General features: G+C 50.3%; 13 protein-coding genes and 4 pseudogenes. 8 read left to right on the forward strand and 9 right to left on the reverse strand.

The window, feature by feature from the left end; genetic code table 11:
- Window positions 1-20 precede the first annotated feature (20 nt).
- Complete coding sequence (locus tag D368_RS10815) at window positions 21-761, reverse strand: squalene/phytoene synthase family protein (RefSeq protein ID WP_128574792.1); 741 nt, start codon at window positions 759-761, stop codon at window positions 21-23.
- Between the two features lie 85 nt (window positions 762-846).
- Window positions 847-2,687 (reverse strand): annotated as a pseudogene (gene asnB / locus D368_RS10820) (asparagine synthase (glutamine-hydrolyzing)).
- A gap of 175 nt (window positions 2,688-2,862) precedes the next feature.
- Between asnB and D368_RS10825 the strand changes: the two are divergent.
- Window positions 2,863-3,404: pseudogene (locus D368_RS10825) on the forward strand (DUF2777 family protein).
- A gap of 240 nt (window positions 3,405-3,644) precedes the next feature.
- Here the strand turns inward: D368_RS10825 and D368_RS10835 are convergent.
- Window positions 3,645-4,001, reverse strand: a complete 357-nt coding sequence (locus tag D368_RS10835; RefSeq protein ID WP_003155128.1) for a YisL family protein — start codon at window positions 3,999-4,001, stop codon at window positions 3,645-3,647.
- Window positions 4,002-4,094: 93 nt separating this feature from the next.
- Window positions 4,095-5,000: a fumarylacetoacetate hydrolase family protein gene (locus tag D368_RS10840; RefSeq protein WP_094247086.1), complete on the reverse strand. Its 906-nt coding sequence runs from the start codon at window positions 4,998-5,000 to the stop codon at window positions 4,095-4,097.
- A 217-nt stretch (window positions 5,001-5,217) separates the two neighbouring features.
- Here D368_RS10840 and D368_RS10845 point away from each other — a divergent pair, with 217 nt between their 5' ends.
- From D368_RS10845 to D368_RS10875, 7 genes are all read left to right on the forward strand, one after another.
- On the forward strand, window positions 5,218-5,427 hold the full coding sequence (locus D368_RS10845) for an aspartyl-phosphate phosphatase Spo0E family protein (RefSeq protein WP_025649564.1): 210 nt from the start codon (window positions 5,218-5,220) through the stop codon (window positions 5,425-5,427).
- A gap of 189 nt (window positions 5,428-5,616) precedes the next feature.
- Window positions 5,617-5,838 carry a spore germination protein gene (locus tag D368_RS10850; RefSeq protein ID WP_003155135.1) on the forward strand — a complete coding sequence of 74 codons (222 nt, stop codon included), beginning with the start codon at window positions 5,617-5,619 and terminating at the stop codon, window positions 5,836-5,838.
- A 12-nt stretch (window positions 5,839-5,850) separates the two neighbouring features.
- The gene (locus D368_RS10855) at window positions 5,851-6,087 is read left to right on the forward strand and encodes a spore germination protein GerPB (RefSeq protein ID WP_003155138.1); all 237 of its coding nucleotides are present in this window, start codon (window positions 5,851-5,853) and stop codon (window positions 6,085-6,087) included.
- A gap of 35 nt (window positions 6,088-6,122) precedes the next feature.
- Window positions 6,123-6,740 (forward strand): spore germination protein GerPC, encoded by a 618-nt coding sequence (gene gerPC / locus D368_RS10860; RefSeq protein WP_003155139.1) that lies wholly within the window; start codon window positions 6,123-6,125, stop codon window positions 6,738-6,740.
- Entirely contained in the window at window positions 6,737-6,913 is a 177-nt protein-coding gene (locus tag D368_RS10865; protein WP_003155141.1) for a hypothetical protein, read from the forward strand. The genes gerPC and D368_RS10865 overlap by 4 nt, the downstream gene beginning before the upstream one ends.
- Window positions 6,913-7,308: a spore germination protein GerPE gene (locus D368_RS10870; protein WP_070081603.1), complete on the forward strand. Its 396-nt coding sequence runs from the start codon at window positions 6,913-6,915 to the stop codon at window positions 7,306-7,308. The genes D368_RS10865 and D368_RS10870 overlap by 1 nt, the downstream gene beginning before the upstream one ends.
- A 39-nt stretch (window positions 7,309-7,347) precedes the next feature.
- Entirely contained in the window at window positions 7,348-7,566 is a 219-nt protein-coding gene (locus tag D368_RS10875; protein ID WP_003155143.1) for a spore germination protein, read from the forward strand.
- 43 nt (window positions 7,567-7,609) lie between these two features.
- On the opposite strand, the gene D368_RS10880 is transcribed toward D368_RS10875, so the two are convergent.
- The 5 genes and pseudogenes from D368_RS10880 to addB all read right to left on the reverse strand — a co-directional run bounded on the left by D368_RS10880 (window position 7,610) and on the right by addB (window position 19,734).
- A complete protein-coding gene (locus D368_RS10880) occupies window positions 7,610-7,903 on the reverse strand; it encodes a hypothetical protein (protein ID WP_003155144.1) in 294 nt (97 codons plus the stop codon).
- A gap of 15 nt (window positions 7,904-7,918) precedes the next feature.
- Window positions 7,919-11,310 (reverse strand): annotated as a pseudogene (gene sbcC / locus D368_RS10885) (exonuclease subunit SbcC).
- Window positions 11,307-12,479 carry an exonuclease subunit SbcD gene (sbcD, locus tag D368_RS10890; protein ID WP_128574793.1) on the reverse strand — a complete coding sequence of 391 codons (1,173 nt, stop codon included), beginning with the start codon at window positions 12,477-12,479 and terminating at the stop codon, window positions 11,307-11,309. Before sbcD ends, sbcC begins: the two are co-directional and overlap by 4 nt.
- Window positions 12,480-12,543: 64 nt before the next feature.
- Window positions 12,544-16,247 (reverse strand): annotated as a pseudogene (addA, locus tag D368_RS10895) (helicase-exonuclease AddAB subunit AddA).
- A complete protein-coding gene (gene addB, locus D368_RS10900; RefSeq protein ID WP_128574794.1) occupies window positions 16,234-19,734 on the reverse strand; it encodes a helicase-exonuclease AddAB subunit AddB in 3,501 nt (1,166 codons plus the stop codon). Before addB ends, addA begins: the two are co-directional and overlap by 14 nt.
- Window positions 19,735-19,786 lie beyond the last annotated feature (52 nt).

The raw sequence follows: 19,786 nt of genomic DNA on the forward strand, positions 1-19,786 counted from the left end.
TTAAGAAGCCGGGCGTTTTTTTATGCTTGCGAAAGCCGTTTTCTCATGTCACCGAGCTCTGACCGGTAATGTGCCAGCAAACCGGTAACGGCGGGCCTTGAGTATAACGGAAACAGCTCCAGCTCTTCAGACGCCTCCTCGAAATACGCCTCGGCCTCGAATGCGATGTACTCCCATACATTCATAAAAGCTTTGTTGACGGTATGGCTCTCCAGCTCTTCTTCCGTATAGCCGAATTGCTTCATCACCTGGCGCGGGAGACGCTTTTTCGCCAGCTCGTCCGTATGAATCCCCAGAAGCACCCGGGTCAGCTGAATGGCTGCTCCTAATGAAACGGCTGCATGGCGGAGTTTCTCTTGGTTCCGGCGCGCGCAAACCGGCAGCAGAAGCAGGCCGAGGGCTCCGCCTGTTCGGCCCGCGTACATCAGCAGGTCATCAAACTCTTGATACGTTACTTTTTCTCTGTCAGAGATGTGGCCGGCGATAAACTCACGCAACGGCTCTTCTTCAAGCGCAAATTGCTGCCGCACATCGGTGAGCGCCTCCCACAAAAAGCCGTCGGCGCGTGCCCCGTTCAGAAAGTCTTGTGCCGTCTGTTCAAATCCCCCAAGTTCCTGCACATCGAGCCGATCAGCTTCGTGAAACAAAGCAAGCACCGCCCATGCGGCCCGCCTGTTTTTTGGCGGCAGGGATGAGAAAGTCCGTTTATATAAAGGAAAGTGCGCCTCGGCAAGCTGGGCGCATGTTTCATATTCGGTCATGGTATCACTCCTCTGTTTTTTAGTGTACCATATGTTTCACAATAAAAAGACCGATATCCTTCAGCGGAAACCGGTCGCGGCACTGTTATTCTTCTATATCGATACGGTACGCCTCAAACCATGTATGGATCTGGGCAAGATGGGCGATCAGCTGCGGGCCTTTCATCAGCTGGCCGAACCACGGCACCTGAAAAGATGAACCTTCTGTCTCCAGCAGCATTTCCAACTTCTTTCTGTCAAGCAGGGTGTGAAGCACGGAATCTTTCTGTTGCAAAATCGTTTTCAGCCATTCTGTGACCCCCTGCGTGTATTTCGGGTGATGCGTTTTCGGATAAGGGCTTTTTTTGCGGTACAAAATATCTTCAGGAAGCAGTCCTTCAAGCGCTTTCCGCAAAATGCCTTTTTCCCGGCTGCCATGCATTTTCATTTCCCAAGGAATATTCCAAACGTATTCCACAAGTCTGTGGTCGGCGAACGGCACCCGTACTTCAAGACTTGCGCCCATGCTCATGCGGTCTTTGCGGTCGAGCAGATTGGTCATAAACCAAAGCATATTTAAGTAGAACAGCTGCCGTCTCGCTTTATCTGTTCCCGTCTCACCGTCTAACAGCGGCGTTTCCGCAATGGTTTCTTCATATCTCGCATTCACGTATTCTCTAAGATTCAGCCGTTTTTGCCACTTTTCATCCAAGAGCGTGATCCTCTCCTCAGTCGACCTCATCCAAGGAAATCCGTCTTCTTCTGCCGCTGTGTGGAACCACGGATATCCGCCGAAAATTTCGTCCGCGCATTCTCCGGAAAGACTCACGACAAAATCTTTTTAATTTCCCGGCAGAACCATAATAGCGATGAATCAACATCAGCCATGCCCGGCAGGTCTCTGACGAGAACGGATTCCTCCAGATGTTCAACCAGCTGATCCTGCGTAATCACGCACTTATGATGCTGTGTGCCGAATGCATTTGTCATTTTATCGATCCACGGGCCGTCATCATTCGGCTGAAAGGCGCTCGCTTTAAAAAATTTGCTGTTCTCCTCATAATCAATTGAATAAGTATGAAGGGGATCTCTTCCTTGTTTCTCAAAATGAGCGGCGGCTATCGCGGTTATCGCGCTCGAATCAAGCCCCCCTGATAAAAACGTGCAAACCGGCACGTCAGATACGAGCTGGCGTGTCACTGCATCCTGAAATAAGTACCGAATGTGAGCGGCGGTTTCATCGAAGCTGTCTGTATGCTTTTCGCTCTTTACATTCCAATAACGCCATATGGACAAACCGTCCTTTGAGAAAGTGAACGCATGGGCGGGACGCACCTCGTGAATTCCTTTAAACACCCCGCAGCCCGGAGTTCTGGACGGCCCGAGTCCGAATACTTCCGCAAGTCCGCCGCTGTCTGTGCGGGCTTTCACATCAGGATGAGCAAGGATGGCTTTCAATTCCGACCCAAACAGAAAGGAAGAGCCGTGTTCTTTATAAAAAAACGGTTTGACGCCGAGCCGGTCTCTTGCCCCGAAGAGCCGCTTTCGCTTTTCATCCCAGATGGCAAAAGCGAAAATACCGTTCAAGCGGTCCACGCACTCCTCCCGCCACTCAATATAGCTGTGCAGCAGCACTTCTGTATCAGAGGTCCTCTCAAAACGGTGGCCCCTCGCCTGAAGCTCCTTCCGCAATTCCTCCGTGTTATACAGCTCGCCATTATAAATGATGGTGTACGTTTCCTCTTGATGCGTGCAGGCCATCGGCTGGCGGCCGCCTTCAATGTCAACGACCGAAAGTCTTTTATGTCCGAATAAAACATGGGGCTCTCCCCAGACGTTTGAATCATCAGGCCCTCGTTTTGAAAGAGTGTCTATCATATTGTTCATAATATGTTTCTCTTGGACGAGCTGCTTTTGAAAATCGACCCAACCCGCAATTCCACACATGTGATATCAGCTCCAATCCCGTTTCTGTCGGTTTCAAATTCGTTTCTATCAGCACTTTACCCAGTTTATGCAAAGAAACGCAGATAGTTGATTTGTCCCACTAAGACTTGTATGAGACAAGCCCGATTTGGAAAGAACGGAAGAGAAGAAACAAACAAAGGAGACCGGCACGGTTATGAAACGAAAACAGCTTTTCTCAGAAAAAACAAATGGGGGCGCGGCACACTGATGATAGAGGACGGCATCTGCCTCGTCGAAAACGATGAAGGCGATATCCTGCTTGCAGACAGTCTAGGAAACGCAGCCGTATTGATGAAACACGACGGCCGATGGCAGCCGGCACGGATTTGCGGCGGTGCGGCCGAAATCGGCGCAGACACCATCCCCCTGCTCGGCGGGGAAGAAATCCGTTATGAAAAAGCGGTCAAACGGCCGCTGTTAACCTTGCTCGATTCGCTGGACGATGAAACGTTTCTGCTGTTTCTCAGCCATCTGCACGGGTTCGGCCTGTCTGTATATGATTGCGTATTTTCCTACAATCAGGCGCTGTTTTCCGGTGAAGGCGTTTCGTTTTATCACTTCTCGGCGGATGACGCACAATGCGCCCTTCAGCATCATCGCGGCAGCCCGGGTAAACACGACAGATTTGAATGGACGGCATCTGACGGGCGGCGCTCCATTATGTATTCAGCGGCAAAACAAGACGGCACCGCGTAACAAACAGGCGGCACCTTTTAAATAGGTGCCGCCTGATGTATTCAGCTTTGTTTTTCACGCTGATTGACGGCCGGCGTTTGCTTTTACCCTTCACAGCCGAAGCTTTTGCGATAACGAGATTGATTGACGCTTTTGGCATCCTGCACATCTCCTTCGCCTCATCAACACGGCATTTCTCATTCAGCGGCACAGTTGCGCAACTAAAAAACCCGGATGCATCCGGGTTTTTCAAGCGATTGATTAAAATACGTGAAAGCCGATCGGCAAGTGAAGGCCGAGCAGCACCGTCAGGACGAGCACGATAATAAAACCGATCCACAGTCCGCCGGTTGATTTGCCTTTTTTCTTACGGATGACGAGCATTTCCATCAGTCCGATGGTAATGATGCCGAGCAGCATTTTTCCGGCGTACTCTCCGTTCCAATTCGCAAAACGGACAAAAAGCTCAGCTCCGGTCAGAATAATAATAATGTAGAATAAGCGCAGAATCATATGCGTAATTTTTGCGCCCTTCGCTTTTCCGGCACCGTACAGCCCGTAGCTGACAAACACCAGGATAAGCGCAACGACCCATGAAGTAATATGCCAATGTGTCATTATGTTCAATTCCCCCTATCAGATCAATCTGCCTCACTTATGGTACCACAACAAGCCGCTCGGAGCATTATCAATCGTGCGAAAGACACACAATTATCCGATTTGGTTCGACAGCGTGCCGATCGGTTCAATTGTAATGTCAATACGGTCCCCCGGCTTTAAAAATTTCGGCGGCTTAAACCCTTTTCCGACACCGGACGGCGTTCCCGTCGCTATAATGTCACCGGCTTCAAGCGTCATCCCTTTTGACAGCGTCTCGATTAATTCAGCTATCGGAAAAATCATGTCACCCGTTGATCCTGATTGGCGCAGTTCTCCGTTCACCCGCGTTTCAACTTTCAGGCTTTGCGGATCACTGACGGCCGACTTATGTACAATGACCGGGCCCATCGGGCATGTCGTATCGAGGCTTTTGCCGATAAAAAACTGTTTATGTTTTTTCTGCAGATCGCGCGCTGTTATATCATTTACAATTGTATAGCCGAATATATGATCAAGCGCATGTTCTTTGGAGATGTGCGATCCGCTTTTTGATATGATTACCGCAAGCTCCCCTTCATAATCAAGCTGCTCCGTTACATCCAAGTGGCTGTTCACTGTTTCTCCGTGTCCTGTAACGGCAGCCGGGGCTTTCGTAAAAACCATGGGATGCTCCGGTATATCCGCCTCACTCCCCATTTCAACGGCATGATCACGATAATTTTTCCCGATGCAGATCACGTTCTTTGAAGGTCTCGGAATAGGCGCGCAAAGCTTTACGTCAGACAGCGCATACATAAATGAACCCGACTCGTCATTCGGTTTTTTCGCCCATTCCGCAAGCTGTCCGGCATGCGCGACAAACTTATCTCCTTTTTGAATGCACTCGATCAGCGAACCCGGAATCGTCTCAAGTTCAAACAATTTTTTTTCAGCCTTTTGCAGATCTAAAATTTTGTTATCATCAATAATCAGACCGACAAATTTCCGGCTGTTCAGTTCCCCTGTCGCAAATTTCATGTTAATCCCCCATCATTTTTAAATCTGGCATTCCTTTATGTATTCTTCCTCCGGGCGGGAAATCCCTCTTTTAAACAGGCTGAAAATAAGTGTAAAAGAGTATCAAAAATTGTCACTTTTTTAGTCATATTGACGAAATAAAACCTTCTTGGCCAAAATGGGTTATACTATTATCATCCTATGTTTTCCAAAATAATCGAGAATTGGAGATCACACGATGAACAAAATTGAAGAAAAAAGATTAACTTTATTCGAGACAGCGCAAAAATTCGGAATCAATGCGACGGAGACCATCAGGTGCAGCCAGGAGCTGGACAGCCTTTTAAACGGGTGCCGGGGCGGGCTCATCCAACAAACGAAAGACAGCGGGCCGAACCCGGCCGCACAGATTCAGCACGGCCGCGAAAAAAAAGAGGCTTTCTCATAAACGTGATATGTATATAAATCTGTATCATTTATGTATAAGACCCGGCATGCGTAAAGCGCCGGTGTTTTTACGTCTAAAGTTTTTTCCGCTCACAAAAATGTGCATTTGTCATAAGCTATTTTAGGCAGGCAGCCCAGATAAGCTCCTGGAGTGCAGTCATGAAAATCTTCACGAAAAGGATGTGCTCGTATGCCCGCAATTGTCGGAGCGTTTAAAATTAATGCCGTCGGTACGAGCGGAGTCGTTCATATTGGCGACTGCATCACCATTTCTCCAAAAGCAGAGGTTAAGACATTTGCCGGAGCGGGCAGCTTCAATACCGGAGACAATCTCACACTGACGAATTACAGGAATTCAACGAATGTGTACGATAATGATGTAATCGATCAGCCGATGGCAGGAAACGCATAAAGGAGGCGCCGTATGAATTTTTACGTCAATCAGTCGATCCATATCAATTACATGCGTGTAGAATCTGTCAGCAATTCCTCCATACTGCAAATCGGAAGCGCCGGTTCAATTAAATCTCTTTCCAATCTGTACAACACAGGGAGTTATGTTGAGCCGGCGCCGCCTGTCACCGCGGGGCAGCAGGCTGTAACAACAGGGGGAGGTCCCGGCACCTCATCATTTGTACCGCTCCAGCCGCCAAGCCGGTAGTTTTAATGAAGGAAACGAGACGCGAGGTGAATGTCATGTATGATCAATCCGTTTCATCCTACCTGCAGAATTTAAATTCTTTCGTCCAGCAGCAGGCGCAGCAGATTCAGGAGCTCGAACGGCAGCTGAAAGAATTCCAAAATGAAATTTCAACGCTGAAGCAGCAGCCTTCTACAAGAATCGATCGGCTCGAGTATAAATTTGATCAGCTGAAAATTGAACGGCTGGAAGGAACACTGAATATCGGATTGAATCCGACTGATCCGAATGCCGTGCAAAACTTCGAAGTCGGCCAGACATCTCCGCAGGTCGGAATGATGCAGCAGGAACAGGCGGGCCAGCAAATGCAGCAAATCCGTCAAAACGTCGATATGTACCTGAATGAAGAAATCCCTGCGCTTTTAGAGCAGCTCGAAACTCAGTATGAGAGCAGGCTGGACGAAACGAACAAATATCATATTATTGAAGATATCAGAAAGCAGATGGACAGCCGGATTCAGTATTATCTGTCCCATGTCCCGAAAGAAGAAAATACGGCGCCCGCGCAATATGCCGAGCAGATTGCCGAACATGTGAAGCGTGATATTGTCAGGGCCGTCGAGCACTTTATTAAACACATACCTGGTGAAATGAAAGGTGATGATCCGTCATGATTTTTACAGTGATTAACCGGAATATTGAAGTCGGAGACATCCGGTCTACCGGTGTATCCAGTTCTTCCTTATTATTAATCGGCGACACCGATTCCGTCTATCTGTCTTCCATCTTTGACACGCCTCCGGAATCTCTTATTATCGGGCCTTATGTGCCGCTGGCGCCGGAATAATGTTAAAGCGCATTTCACGCCTCCGGAACGCCAAAATCAATTCAGTCGGGATTGCGAGTGTCTTTCAAGCAGGCGATACGAATGAAATCAATATGCGGATCAAAGTATTGGCCGATCAGCGTAGTCTTGCTGTATACAGAGATGATGAAGGCTCATTTAACAAAAAAGAGTACCAGATCTTTCGGCAGCCGGCCGTCATGCCGTTACCGGAAACGGGAGTCCAAAGCGCATTCTGCCATGAAAACCCTTCAATTCGAGTAAGGAATGTGAAAGTTCAAGGGGTATCGTCAGCGTCCGTGGTTCAAATCGGATCGACGTCGATCGTTCTGGGAGATTCGCGGCTGAAACATATTAGGCAGATCTTCACGCCAAGCTCACAATCACAGCAGCTCTGACATATAATGACGGTGAGACTTCTATAAAGGGTGTCGTTTATGCCAGCAATTACCGGACCTATAGCTATCAATTCCATATCGGGCGGAGTCGTAAACTTTGGTGATTCCTTTTACCTTTCTCCAAAAAGCTCTTCTAAATCTGCGCTCGGTTCGGGAGCAGGCAATACCGGAGATTTCCTGTTATTAAACAACGTTGTCAATGCGACAAACTATATAGACCCCGATGTCAGCGATCAAAATGTGGTCGGAAACGCCTAAAAAGCAGCCGCTCTTTCAGAAGAGGGCTGCTTTTGGTTCAGCGTTATTTTCGTTCATTTGCTTTTTTTGTTTTTACAAGCTTTTCCGGCGGCTGTTTTCTGATCCATTTCACAAACCGCGCGAGTTTCGGGTCACGCCGCAGCTCTTCTATTCCCGCGAGCCTTGCCGCAAGCTCCTGATTCGTATAGAGCGCGTGAACTTGTTTATGACAAGGGATGCAGAGCATTGCGGTCGGAAGGAATGTCCCGCCTTCTTCCTTAGGCGTTAAGTGGTGCTCCGTCAGCCGCACATGATGGCGGCCGCATAATTCACATGTGCCCTCGGCAGAATCGGCCATAATTCCTTCTCCTTTCTACATGATCTCCAATGTGACCCGGGTGCCTTTCCCGCCCGGTTCGGACGGATGAACGATTAATTTTTTCGGCAGACGCGCTCTCAGCTCCTGCACATGGCTGATCACTCCGACGGATAAGTTGTCCGATTGCAGCTTTTCGAGCGCTGTGACAACGGTGTCTAAGAGCCCTTGGTCAAGAGTCCCGAATCCTTCATCTAAGAAAAAGAATTGCAGCGGGTATTGCCCCCGCAGCTGAATCTGGGCGGACAAGGCAAGCGCAAGCGACAGCGATGTCAGAAACGTCTCCCCGCCGGAAAGGCTTGATACGGGCCGTTTGACGCCTCCGTTCGCGTCATCACGCATGACGAAACCGCCTTCTGAATCGACTAATATGGCATACCGCTGCCTTGTCAGCGCTCCGAGACGGGCAGAGGCGTCCCGAGCCACGCTTTCCAGCTGTTCTTCCGCTAAAAATTCGACGAATGTATTGCCTTTACATACAGACTGGAGCTTATCAAGCCTGTCAATCTGTGTCTGCCAGCTTTTCAGCTCGGCTTCAATTTCTTTAAAGCGCTTATGCTGTTTTTGCATAACCGCGAAGGCTTTTGCCTGTGCCCCTTTTTCCTCCATGGCGGCGCCTGACTCAGCCTCTGCCTGCTTCAGCAGAGAAACCGATGCTGTCCATTCTTCCTCCGATATCCGGCGCTCGGCTAATTTATCAGTAACACGGCTGATATTTGCCGATAGCTGTTTTGAAGTGTCCAGGAACTCATCAATTTCTTTTTTCATTTCCTCTGCACGCCCTTGCGGAAGCAGACTTTTTTTAACTTGGTCCGGCTCGGTAAACCCGGTGTCTTTTGACCTCGCGCGCCAGTCGTTTTGCGCTTTCTCAAGGGAGGTCTCAGCATCCCTGAGTGACATGAGACTCCCGGATTCCCTGCCTTTTGCGTCATTCAGTGATTGCTGCGCCTGCTTCAGCGCGTCGAATAGGGACTGTTCTTTCGATTTTAACAGCTGTAATTCCTGCCGCACCGCTTCAAGCTTTGCGGAAATTGATGTTTCTTCAGCTGCTGTTCCGAGCTCTTGTTCATATCCGTCAATCACCTGCTGCAGGCGCTCAGACGCATAGTGAAGCTCGAGCCGTTCCCGTTCAAGCCGATGCTTCATCTCCTGCAGGCGTTCTTTCTCCTCTTCATGTTCCTTGAGGAATGCGATGCTTGTTTCAATGCGCTTCTCACATTCTTCTGCCTGCCTGTCCTTCTCATCTATCGAAGCCTGCCAGGCGTCAATCCGGTTTGGCGGAATATCACCGCAGACTTCGTTGTACTGATTCAATCGGCTTTCTGACAGCGATTCAAGCTCTTCTAATGAATGTCTGAGACGGTCGGCTTCTTTTTCCTCATAGCGGATTCGTTCGGCAAGCTGCTCAGCTTGTTTTACCGTCTGCTGATGCGCGCTGATCAGTCTTGTGACCTTCTCTTTTACCGACAGCATATCCTGTTTCATTTGTTTCCATTCCAAGCGGACGGCGCTGAACGCTTCATCAAGCGGGCGTCCGCTGATGGAAGAAGCGGCTTCCAGCTCCGGAACCCGGGCGCTTTGCAGAAACGGACATTCTTCGGTAAAACGCCCCGACTGTTCTTCTAATGCAACCTTGGCTGTCAGCACTTCCTGAGAAAGAGCCGCCGCCTCAGAAAGCAGCGCTTCCACCTGCTCCAAATGTTCCTGCACAGCCGTATCAGGCGAGAATGTTTCATGAGCGGAACGCGGGCGGTCATGCTGCGTCGAGCCGCATACAGGACAAGGCTTTCCTTCGATCAGTTTTTCCGATAATTCTTTTGTTAATGCAGCCGTTCTCGCTTCCTCTGAGCGCCTGCGGAGATCGGCTTGCGTTTTTTCAGCCCGTTCGGCTGCAGCTTTCAGTGAACGTTCCGTTTCACAGACCATATGATAAACGGTTTGCAGCGTTTGATAAGCGCGCGTAATGTCTTCCTCTTCCGTTTTCGCTTTCTCTGTGAGCGACTCGCTTTCTCCGTTGAGCTTCTCCACGTTTTTCAGCTGCGTTGTCAGATTGGCCCGTTCTTTCGTGATTTGTTCCTGTGTCTGCTGAAAGCCCGCCGCCAGCTGTGCTGCGGTCTGGCATTTTTTCCGTTCATCGGCGGTCACTTGAACTGCTTTCAGCTCTTCTTTCAGCTCATTCTGCCTGTTTTGGCCGCGGGTCAGGCGGTCTTTCACTGCGGCCAGCTGTTTCGAGGCGGCTTCGTATTCTTCCTCTTTTTTGCTGTGCTCCGCATTTGTTTTTTCCGCTTCTTTTTTCGCTTCAAGCAGTTTTTGTTCAATGGCTGAAAGTCTTTGATACAGCTCTTCTTCCTTGACAAGCTTCGGCTCCTGTTCGGCCTTATGGGCCCGCCATGCTTCATAGGCTTCATTTTGCCGGGTAAATGAAACGGTTTCCGCCTCTGATTTCCGTTTGGCCAGTTCGTGTTCCTGTTCGGCGCGCTGCTTCCGGCGGACGGCTTCTGTGCAGCGGTCTGCGTACGGCTCAAGGGCGAGAGCTGTTTCCGCCTCTTTAAGACGCTCAGTCAAATCCGTGATGTACGGGCGTCTTTCCTCGAGCTTTTTCTCCCGGCGCTCATATTCATCTCTTTCTGTCTGCAAGTTCCAAATTTCCTGGTGATTTTCAAAACGCTCTTTTGCCCGGACCCGTTTCTGCTCAGCTGCTTCAAGCCGTTCGTTCGCTTCGTGAAACTGCTGTTCAGCCTGCTTCAGCGCATCTTCTCCTGCGTCTCCGAGGCCGGATTGTTCGGCCAGCATTTCATTTTTTTCGCTGCCGCTTCCTGCGCCCGCCGCCGCAATTTTTTGACAAGCCTGTCCCCGTACTGTTCCAGATTAAACAGGCGCTGGAGCATATGTCTTCTTTCCGCGCCTTTAAGCGACAGAAACTCGGCAAACTTTCCTTGCGGCAGCACGACGGCTCTTGTAAAGTCGTCAATGGTCAGGCCAAGAAGCTCCTCTACCTTTTTGTTCACTTCATTCGCTTTATCGGCCAGCACCGTTTGTTCGTCTTTGATTTCAATCAGGCGGCAGAGGGCGGTTTTTACTTTCGTTTCATCCGTTCTCTTAAAAACGCGCTCGACCTTGTAGGAAACCCGGTGGCCGGATTGAAGCGCGAATGTAAATGAGACGGCGAGCTGATCTTCGGCATGATTCAGGATGCCGTGCGTATTATTTGCGGCGCGCTCCACTTTTCCGTATAAAGCGAGTGTCATGGCATCAAGGATCGACGATTTTCCGCTTCCGGTCGGCCCGAAAATCCCGAACACCCCGGCTCCTGACAGTCCGGCAAAATCAATGGTCTGTTCCTCCCTGAAGCTGTGGAGCCCTTTTATCGTTAACAGAATCGGCTTCATGTCGCATCCTCCTCATCATCTGCTGACGCAAGCTCTAAAAACAGCTTGACCATCTCCTCATCCGGCACGCCGCCGCCCGTTTGTTTTTCATAAAACTTTTTAAATCGATCCTCAATTGATGTGTGTTTCACTTCAATCCGGTCATTTTCGATCTCTTTTTCTTCAAAAACCGGCCTGATATGGATAAAGCCGGGATGCGCCTTTCTCAGCCGATGAATTTCCTCGAGAGAAAGCTGATCCGTCAAATGGATATCAAGGTCGATCCAGGCATTCCGGTCACGCCCTTCATCAAGCCAGCCGTGAACCTCGCTCAGCCCCTGCGCTTTCCATTTGACGAGCGGTTTACCGGAAGACAGGAAAATCTCTTCCCACTTCGCTTTTCCGCCGGGCTTCGCTTCTACCACTGTCACCGATTTGGCATAACCGGCTTCCGAAAAGCTGTATGCGAGCGGAGAGCCTGAATAACGGGCAGCCGTCTTGGCGCGCTTGATCGTTTGCGGACGGTGGAGATGACCGAGAGCCACGTAAGCCGCATCAGCCGGCAGGCTGTCAGCGGCGACCGTGTAAGCGCCCCCGACTTCAATCGGGCGCTCTGAATCGGTCTGATTCCCCCCCGCGACATAAATGTGGCTCGCCGCGATTTTCACGGCATCGTTCCGGCACAGCCCGCACATGTGAGCAAACGCCTCTCTGATTTTCACATCGTAATGATCGCGAAGAAGCTTTTCCTCAAACGTATCAGAAAGCACTTCGTTTAATCTCGCCTCTGACGGATATGCCAGCGCGGCTACGGCTAACAGCTCGTCCGCCGACGGCACCTCAATATGGACGGGTTCTGTCCGCGGATAGCCGATTAAATGAATGCCGCGCTCATTTGTTAACGGAGAAGCCGCCGCCAGCCTGTCGGGATTGTCATGGTTTCCGGCAATGACGACAACCGGGCGTTTTCCGCCGTCAGAAAGCCCGGAAAGACTTTCGTAATACAATTGTTCAGCGAGCGCAGGCGGGTTGACCGTATCGAATACATCCCCTGCCATAATGACCGCATCAATGTTTTCTTCCTTGACAATGGTATTCAGCTCTTCCAGCACTTCGGCCTGCTCGCTCAGCCGGCTTCTGCCTTCCAGCGTTTTGCCGAGGTGCCAGTCAGCTGTATGTAAAATGCGCATACCGCATTCACCTCACTTTTTGATAGAAAAAAAGATCCGCTCCAAAAAGGAGCTTCGGATCTCGTTACAGTGTAAGAACGTGACCTCCATCGAAGAAATAGAGCGCACGCCCTTTCACTTTCGTTTTTGTAATTTGTTCAACTGCTTTTGTATACAATTCGATTTGTGTTTCATATCTTTTTTGCAGAATCGGAGCCGCGCCTTCAAATCCATTCCGGAATTTCCCCTCTATCCGATCTGTTTTATAGTCCAGCAAATAGAGACCGTCCGCAGTTTCGTAGAGGCAGTCAATAATCCCTTGTACGAGCAGCGGTTCACCGGCCGTTTCGGCATCCTTGTACACCTCGCCGGCCGGAAGCGCCATACTGAACGGCACTTCCCGGTCAATCCGCAACGCCCCGAGAAGGTCTTTACCGATTTCAGTTCCGAAAAACTGAACAATTTCTTCTATATCAATGGCTTCCTGCTGCTCTTCTGTCAGCAGCTCTTTTTCGTAAAGCATCCGGACCGTCCGCTCCGCTTCTTCGGCAGTCGGAACGTGCGTCAGCGGTATGTGCTGCATCACCGTATGCATCGCCGTCCCTTTTTCGGCGGCTGTCAGCCCTTTTTTCATCATAAAACCGGGACGCCTGTATAAAAGCGTGTCTCCTGACGGTTTGATGAGAGAGCGGCCGCTGTATTCATCCTCGTACTCTTGCTTTCTCTTCAGCTCAGAAACTGACTGCTTCGTTCTGATAGCCGTCAGCTCCCGGTACGGATATTCCCATTCAAGCAGACGGCGCGCCTGATCATCAAATGAAAACGAACCAGGAATCGGCTCGCCCTGCTGTATCACCTTGAGACGTTTGCTCTTTTCTTCAGCACGTTCTTTTGGATTCTCTTCCAGCAATTCACTTTGCTGCAGCATCCGGATGTGAAAACGCGACGGGTCGCGCGCGATATCCTCAGTCGAAGAAAGTCCCGGCGTCCTGTGCGCCTCCATGTCACGGTGGCGGATGAGCGCCGGCCCGATAAAGTCCAAATAAGATGACGCCTGATAGCGGTCGAATTCAGAAAGAAGCCAATCAGCCCGGTCTGCTTGCGCCTGCCATTTGGCCAGCTGTTTTCCCGGTTTTTGCAGGAACCGACGAGAAACAGCTTTTCCTTCGCTCTGGTCAGCGCCACATACAATACGCGCAATTCTTCGGATAAGAGCTCTCTGCGCATCTTTTTCTTCATCGCCACAAGCGGAAGAGTCGGATAGCTGATTCTGAGTTCCGGATGAATATACTTCGTGCCGAAACCGAGCTCTTTATCAAGCAGGTATGATTTGTTGAGATCCATCATATTAAAACTTCTGCCGAGTCCGGCGGTGAAAACGACGGGAAATTCAAGTCCTTTGCTGCTGTGGATCGTCATCAGCCGAACGACATCCTCCTGCTCGCTGAGCGCACGGGCGGTCCCCAGATCATCCCCGCGCTCCTGCATCCGTTCAATAAACCGCAAAAAGCGGAATAACCCGCGGAACGCCGTCGCTTCGTACGAGCGCGCCCGGTCATACAAGACGCGCAGATTGGCCTGGCGCTGCTTTCCGCCGGGCATGCCGCCTGCATAGTCAAAATATCCGGTATCGCGGTATACTTCCCAAATCAGCTCAGACACCGAATGATTCGTCGAAAATGACCGCCACTTTTGCAGACTGTCATAAAAGGTTCTCAGTTTTTGATACAGTTCATCATGTCTGTCAGCGTTCGCTATATATGCTTTCAGCGCTTCATAAAACGGCGCTTTTTTCTTTTCAAGGCGTATCAGCGCAAGTTCATTTTCGTCACAGCCGACGATGGGCGAGCGCAGCACGGAAGCAAGCGGAATATCCTGATACGGATTATCAATCACCTTCAAGACTGAAAGCGCCGCAGCCACCTCCACGGCTTCAAAGTAACCCGACGTCAAATTGGCGTACACCGGAATGCCCTGGTTTTTCAGCTCTTCCATTAATTGCGGCGCCCACGGCATGGAGCGCAGCAAAATCACGATATCCCGGTACTGGATATTCCGGTGAGTTTTTGTTTTCCCGTCATATACCTTAAACGGAGACGAGACAAGCTTTCTGATCTCCCCGGCTATCGCTTTCGCTTCCCAGTGCACGGTTTCAAAGTCTTCGGCATCCTCGGAGCTGTCTGCATCATTAGCGCTGTCAATCAGCAGCAGTTCCGTTTTTGCCGCGTCATTCGGCGGATACGATGCGCCGAGCTTCAATGCCGCCTGTTCATCGTAGTCCACTTCGCCGATTTTTCCGCCCATCAGCTGCTTAAACAAGAAATTCGTACTGTCCAAAATATCGGAGCGGCTGCGGAAGTTTTGGTTCAGGTCAATTTTCTGCCCCGCGCCTTCCCCGCTTTCTGTAAACCTTTTATATTTCCCGAGAAACAGCAGCGGCTCAGCAAGTCTGAAACGGTAGATCGATTGTTTGACGTCGCCTACCATAAACAGATTTCCCGCCTCTTCATTCCCGCTTTTAACAAGCTGCAGGATAGACTCCTGCACAAGATTGGTATCTTGATATTCATCAACCAGAACTTCATGAAACTGGTCTTGATAATAAACGGCCGCTTCGCTCGGCACCCGCCGGCCTTCTTCATCAACCGCAGTTAAAATCGCCAGGCAGTAATGTTCCAAATCTGAGAAATCAATAATTGATTTTTCTTGTTTCGCCGCTTCAAATCGTTTTCCATACGATATCACGAGCTGAACGAGCGTTTCGATGACAGGCTTCATATCTGTTAAACTCTTCAAGTGATCTTGCGGACTTCTTGTAAAGTAATCGGTCTTTAACTTTTCGATCAGTTTCTTCGCGCCGTTTCGCAAATCGGTCGCTTCGTCCAAAAGCGCTTTGTCAAATTCATCACCCTTTACCGCCTTCGCCCGCTTAAATGAGACTGCGGGAACCCGTTCATACAGCGCATCGAAGTCATGCCGGCAGCTGATCAGCTCTTCTATCTGCTGAAGGTCATCCAGAAAATGATCAGCGCGCGGGGCCGGCCCGCCGGGCGCTTTTGTCAGTTCAAGCGCCTTCTCAAGCTTTTGTTTCGCCCCGTAGAGCGCCATTTCAGCATCTTCTCTCACATATTGGTAAAACGGAAGCTCTTCCATTTTGCTTTCTTCCGTCACGTCATACAGGCGGACAAAGCTTTGCAGCCACGCTTCCGGGTCAGGGTGCGACCTGGAATACTCGTACACCCGTTTGACAAGGTCTTGAAGATCCAGATCATGCCTGTCTGTCGTATATCTGTCCGCAAGCTCAAAAAACGCCTGATTCCCTTTTGCGTATTCATCTTCAAACAGCTCATCAAGCACTTCGTCTCCGAGCAATTCGCCTTCCGTCTGGTCAGCCATCCGAAAACCGGGGTCAAGATCAATCATATAATAATATTTTTTAAGCACTTGCAGACAGAAAGAGTGAAGCGTCGAAATGCTCGCCCGATTTAATAGAGAGAGCTGCCGTCTGATATGCAGAGATCCCGGATTTTTGGCGAGCTCTTTTTCTAATGCTTCCGCGATCCGATGCTTCATCTCCGCTGCTGAGGCGTTTGTAAAGGTCACCACAAGGAGCCTGTCAACATCAACCGGATCTTCCTCCGCGGTTATCTTTCTGATCATCCGTTCCACGAGCACGGCCGTTTTACCTGATCCGGCTGCGGCAGCGACAAGAATATCGCGGCCGGAAGAAACGATGGCGCTCCATTGGTCATCCGTCCATATGCTGTCTTTCGGTTTAGGAATTTGCATCATCATCCGCCTCCTTTTTCAGCCAATCCAGTATGGTGCCGTCTTTTTCCGCTTTCAGGCTGCGGTATTCATTTTCCTTAAGCGACTCATCAAACTGGCACACCGATTTAAACGCACAGTACGTACAAGGCGTCTTATCTTTCAGCTTATACGGGGTAATGGACACAAGCCCGTCCGTTATCGCTTCGCCCGCCTGTTCAAATGTCCGCCGCACATGGTCTGTCAGCAGATGAAAGTCCTGTTCGCTGACCGCGGCTGAGTCGGATCTTAAAGACCCGTCCTTTTTCAAACCGGCATTGACGATATTTGAACGCCCTTCCTCCAAAGTCGTGTCCATCAGGCTGATCGCCTCCCGGTCACCGAGGAGAAGGCCTTTCATTTTAAATTTCTTAAAAATTTCCTGCTCGATTTCATCAAGCCCCATCGGCAGACTGGCCTGAATCATCGGATCATGGATATGGAAATACAAAACGCCTGCCGGGGTCGCTTTCATGCCGAGCCAATCCGCGGAATGTGTAATCGATAAGTCAAGATATGTGAGCATTTGCAGAGCGAGCCCGTAATACACCTCAGCCAGATCAAGCCCCCTGTCGCTTGATTTATAATCAACGATTCTCAGCAGCAGGCCTTTTGAACTTTCCGCTTTATCCACGCGGTCGATCCGTCCGACGAGTTCCATCGTACAGCCGTTTTTCAGCGTGAAAGTGAGCGGAGGCAGCGGTCCGCTTCCGCCAAAGCCGAGTTCAAGACCGACCGGGACGAAACCGCTCGCCTTTGCATGCTCGCTTAATATGCCAGAAACACGCGTGACGATCTTCTGCAGTTTTTCCTTCACGTAAAAGTGTCTGTTTGAGCTGAGCAGAATCTCTTTTTGCAGCTTTGGCGCAAGCCGTTCCACCGCTTCATAGGAGAAATGCCGGCACTGATCTTTCGTCAGATCGCGCCATTCCAGCTTCTGCTCACGAAGCTGGTCTGAAATCAGCTTCAGACTGGAGTGAAACAGCTGGCCGATATCCGGCGCTTCCAGCTTGAAAAACTGCCGCTCTTTTAATTGCAGCCCGTGAGAGGCAAAATGGGAAAACTGGCAGGCATTAAACGCCTCCATCCGGGAGACGCTTCCTTTAATATGCTCGCCGTAAAGCTGGCGCGAAACAGGCCGTTCAAGACGCTTCGCCTCATTGCGGAAAAACAGGCTTGAAAACAGCTTTTTCGCACGCCGGTGATCAGACTCTTTCATCAGCACATTGTATGCGCTCCACCATACGTCACTGATCTCGTACTCTCTTGTCCACAGCCTGAGCTGACTTGCCGTATACGTCTGAGCCACCTGTTTATTGACGAGATACTGAAGCTGCTCTTCTTCGCTTACCTGCTCGGGATCAGCCGCTGACAGCTTTTCCTGATGATCGGGAAACAGCTCGCCAAGCCTGTTTACAACGATTGACGGCAGGAGCGTTTTTCCTTCCGCATCGGCAATCGGGTATGACACATAGAGACGGTCAGACGGACTCGACAGCGCCATATAGATGAGAAAATGCTCATCAAGCAGCCGCTCACGCCCCGCGGAAGACAGCTCCACTCCGACCGCTTTCAGCCACTCCCGGTCATCATCAGACAGCACGCCGTTTTCATCCGGGCGCGCCGGAAGAACGCCGTCATTGGCTCCGATAACGAATGTGCAGGACGTGCCGTATATTCTTGAGAGATCCATATTCCCTACAAATACTTGGTCAAGCGCAGGAGGAATTAAAGAAAAATGAAGCGATTCCGTTCCCGTTTCAAGCATTTGCTGGAACAGCGCCAAAGATATTTCATCTTCACCCATCATGCCGGCAAACTCCTCGAGAAGCTGGATAACGGCATCCCACGCCTGGCCGTGCTGCTGCGCTTCGATCATATTTCCGGCCTCTTCGGCCCGCTGCCTTTTACGGTCCAGCTTCAGGGGAACATCGGTATCTTCCAAAAAGAGATAAAGAGCCTCCGCCATGCTTTGAACCGTTTTCGCTTTTTTCATCCGGTTCTGCAGCCGGATAAGGGGTGCAGCTATCCACTCTCTCGTCTCATTCAGCATGTGTTCCATCTCGATTTCCTGATCCGTCTGCGCGAAATCCTCATCGAGCGATACGAAGCGCCTGTACACAAACCGGTCGCCGTTCGTCCAGCGCTCCCCTTTAATGCCGTAGGCGATACAGTAATTTTCAAGCTGATCAACCTGCTCTCTTATGTTCTGCTCCGGCTGATCAAGCGGGAATAACAGTTCGGTTTTCGCACAGCGGAACACCGCTTCATATCTCCAGTTCCCCTTCACAACATCCAGGCTTGAACGGATGAATTCAATAAGCGGGTGATGCTGCATAGAAGCTTTTCCGTCAATAAAATAAGGAAGCCCGTAATCGGCAAACACTTCCTTCAGCAAATCTTTATAATCTTCCGGCTGACGGATGAGAATCGTCATATCTTTGTACCGGTATCCTCCGTCCCGGACAAGCGATTGAATTTCCCGGGCAATACCTTCGAGCTCAGCTCTTCTGTTTTGCGCCTGCATGACGGTAAAAGCTTCCTGTCCGCCGGTATACGCCGCAGCGGGGCGCACATCGTACTGCGACTCTATACAGGCAAGCTCCGGCACATGCCGATGCCGCTTCGTGCCATGCAGTTCCTTGCAGGAAATATCGGCATTCAATTCCTTTGCCGTCTGATAAAGCTTATAGTATGTGCTTCCCGTCATTCTGAACAGATCGAGCTCATCCGGTGCCTGTTCCGCCGAAGGGCTGTCCGCCGTCAGCGAGAATGTGACATGTTCAGCATGCATGATCAGCTGCTCCAGCACCCTTAATTCCTGCGGCGTAAATTGATAGAATCCGTCGACGTAAACACGGGCGCCTTTTACAACGTCCGCCAAAGGAATCTGCTGAGCGAGCAGCGTCAAATAGTCCTCTGAATGCAAATAGTGTCCGGCGAGGCTTCTTTCCATCTGCTGATATAAAATCCCTAAATCATGAAGTTTTTCAGACAGCATCCGCTCTCCGCGATATTCTGACGCCGTTCCGCTTTCCGCCATGCGGCGGACGTCTTCAGGCTCAATACAGTACCGCTTAAACTCTGTCAGCATCCGTTCCACCTGCTCAGTGAATCCGGCTTTGTCACTCGCTTTTTGATACACTTTAAACTCGTGCTTATGTTCTTCAATCAGTTTCCTTAAAAGCATCTGCACACCCGTCGTCGTCACAAACGGGCGGTTCATGCCCCCGGTATGCTGAAGCACGCGCCAGGCCAAACGCGAAAAACTGAACACTTGAGCGCGTATCATGCCGCCGATATCCGGCGTTTTAGCAAGCTCATATTCCATTAAAAACGTCATTTGATCCGGGACTAGAAAAATGATCGGTTTCCCGAACGGCTCCCGGCGCAGTTCATCTTGAATGCTGTCGATAATCAGCCTCGTTTTCCCACTCCCCGATCTGCCTACTAAAAACTCAACACCCAAATTAGAAGACCCCTCTCTTTTTATCTTTCTACATTTTATCGAAAGTTGACGA

The organism is Paenibacillus lentimorbus NRRL B-30488, from assembly GCF_000411595.1.
GTDB lineage: Bacteria > Bacillota > Bacilli > Bacillales > Bacillaceae > Bacillus > Bacillus velezensis.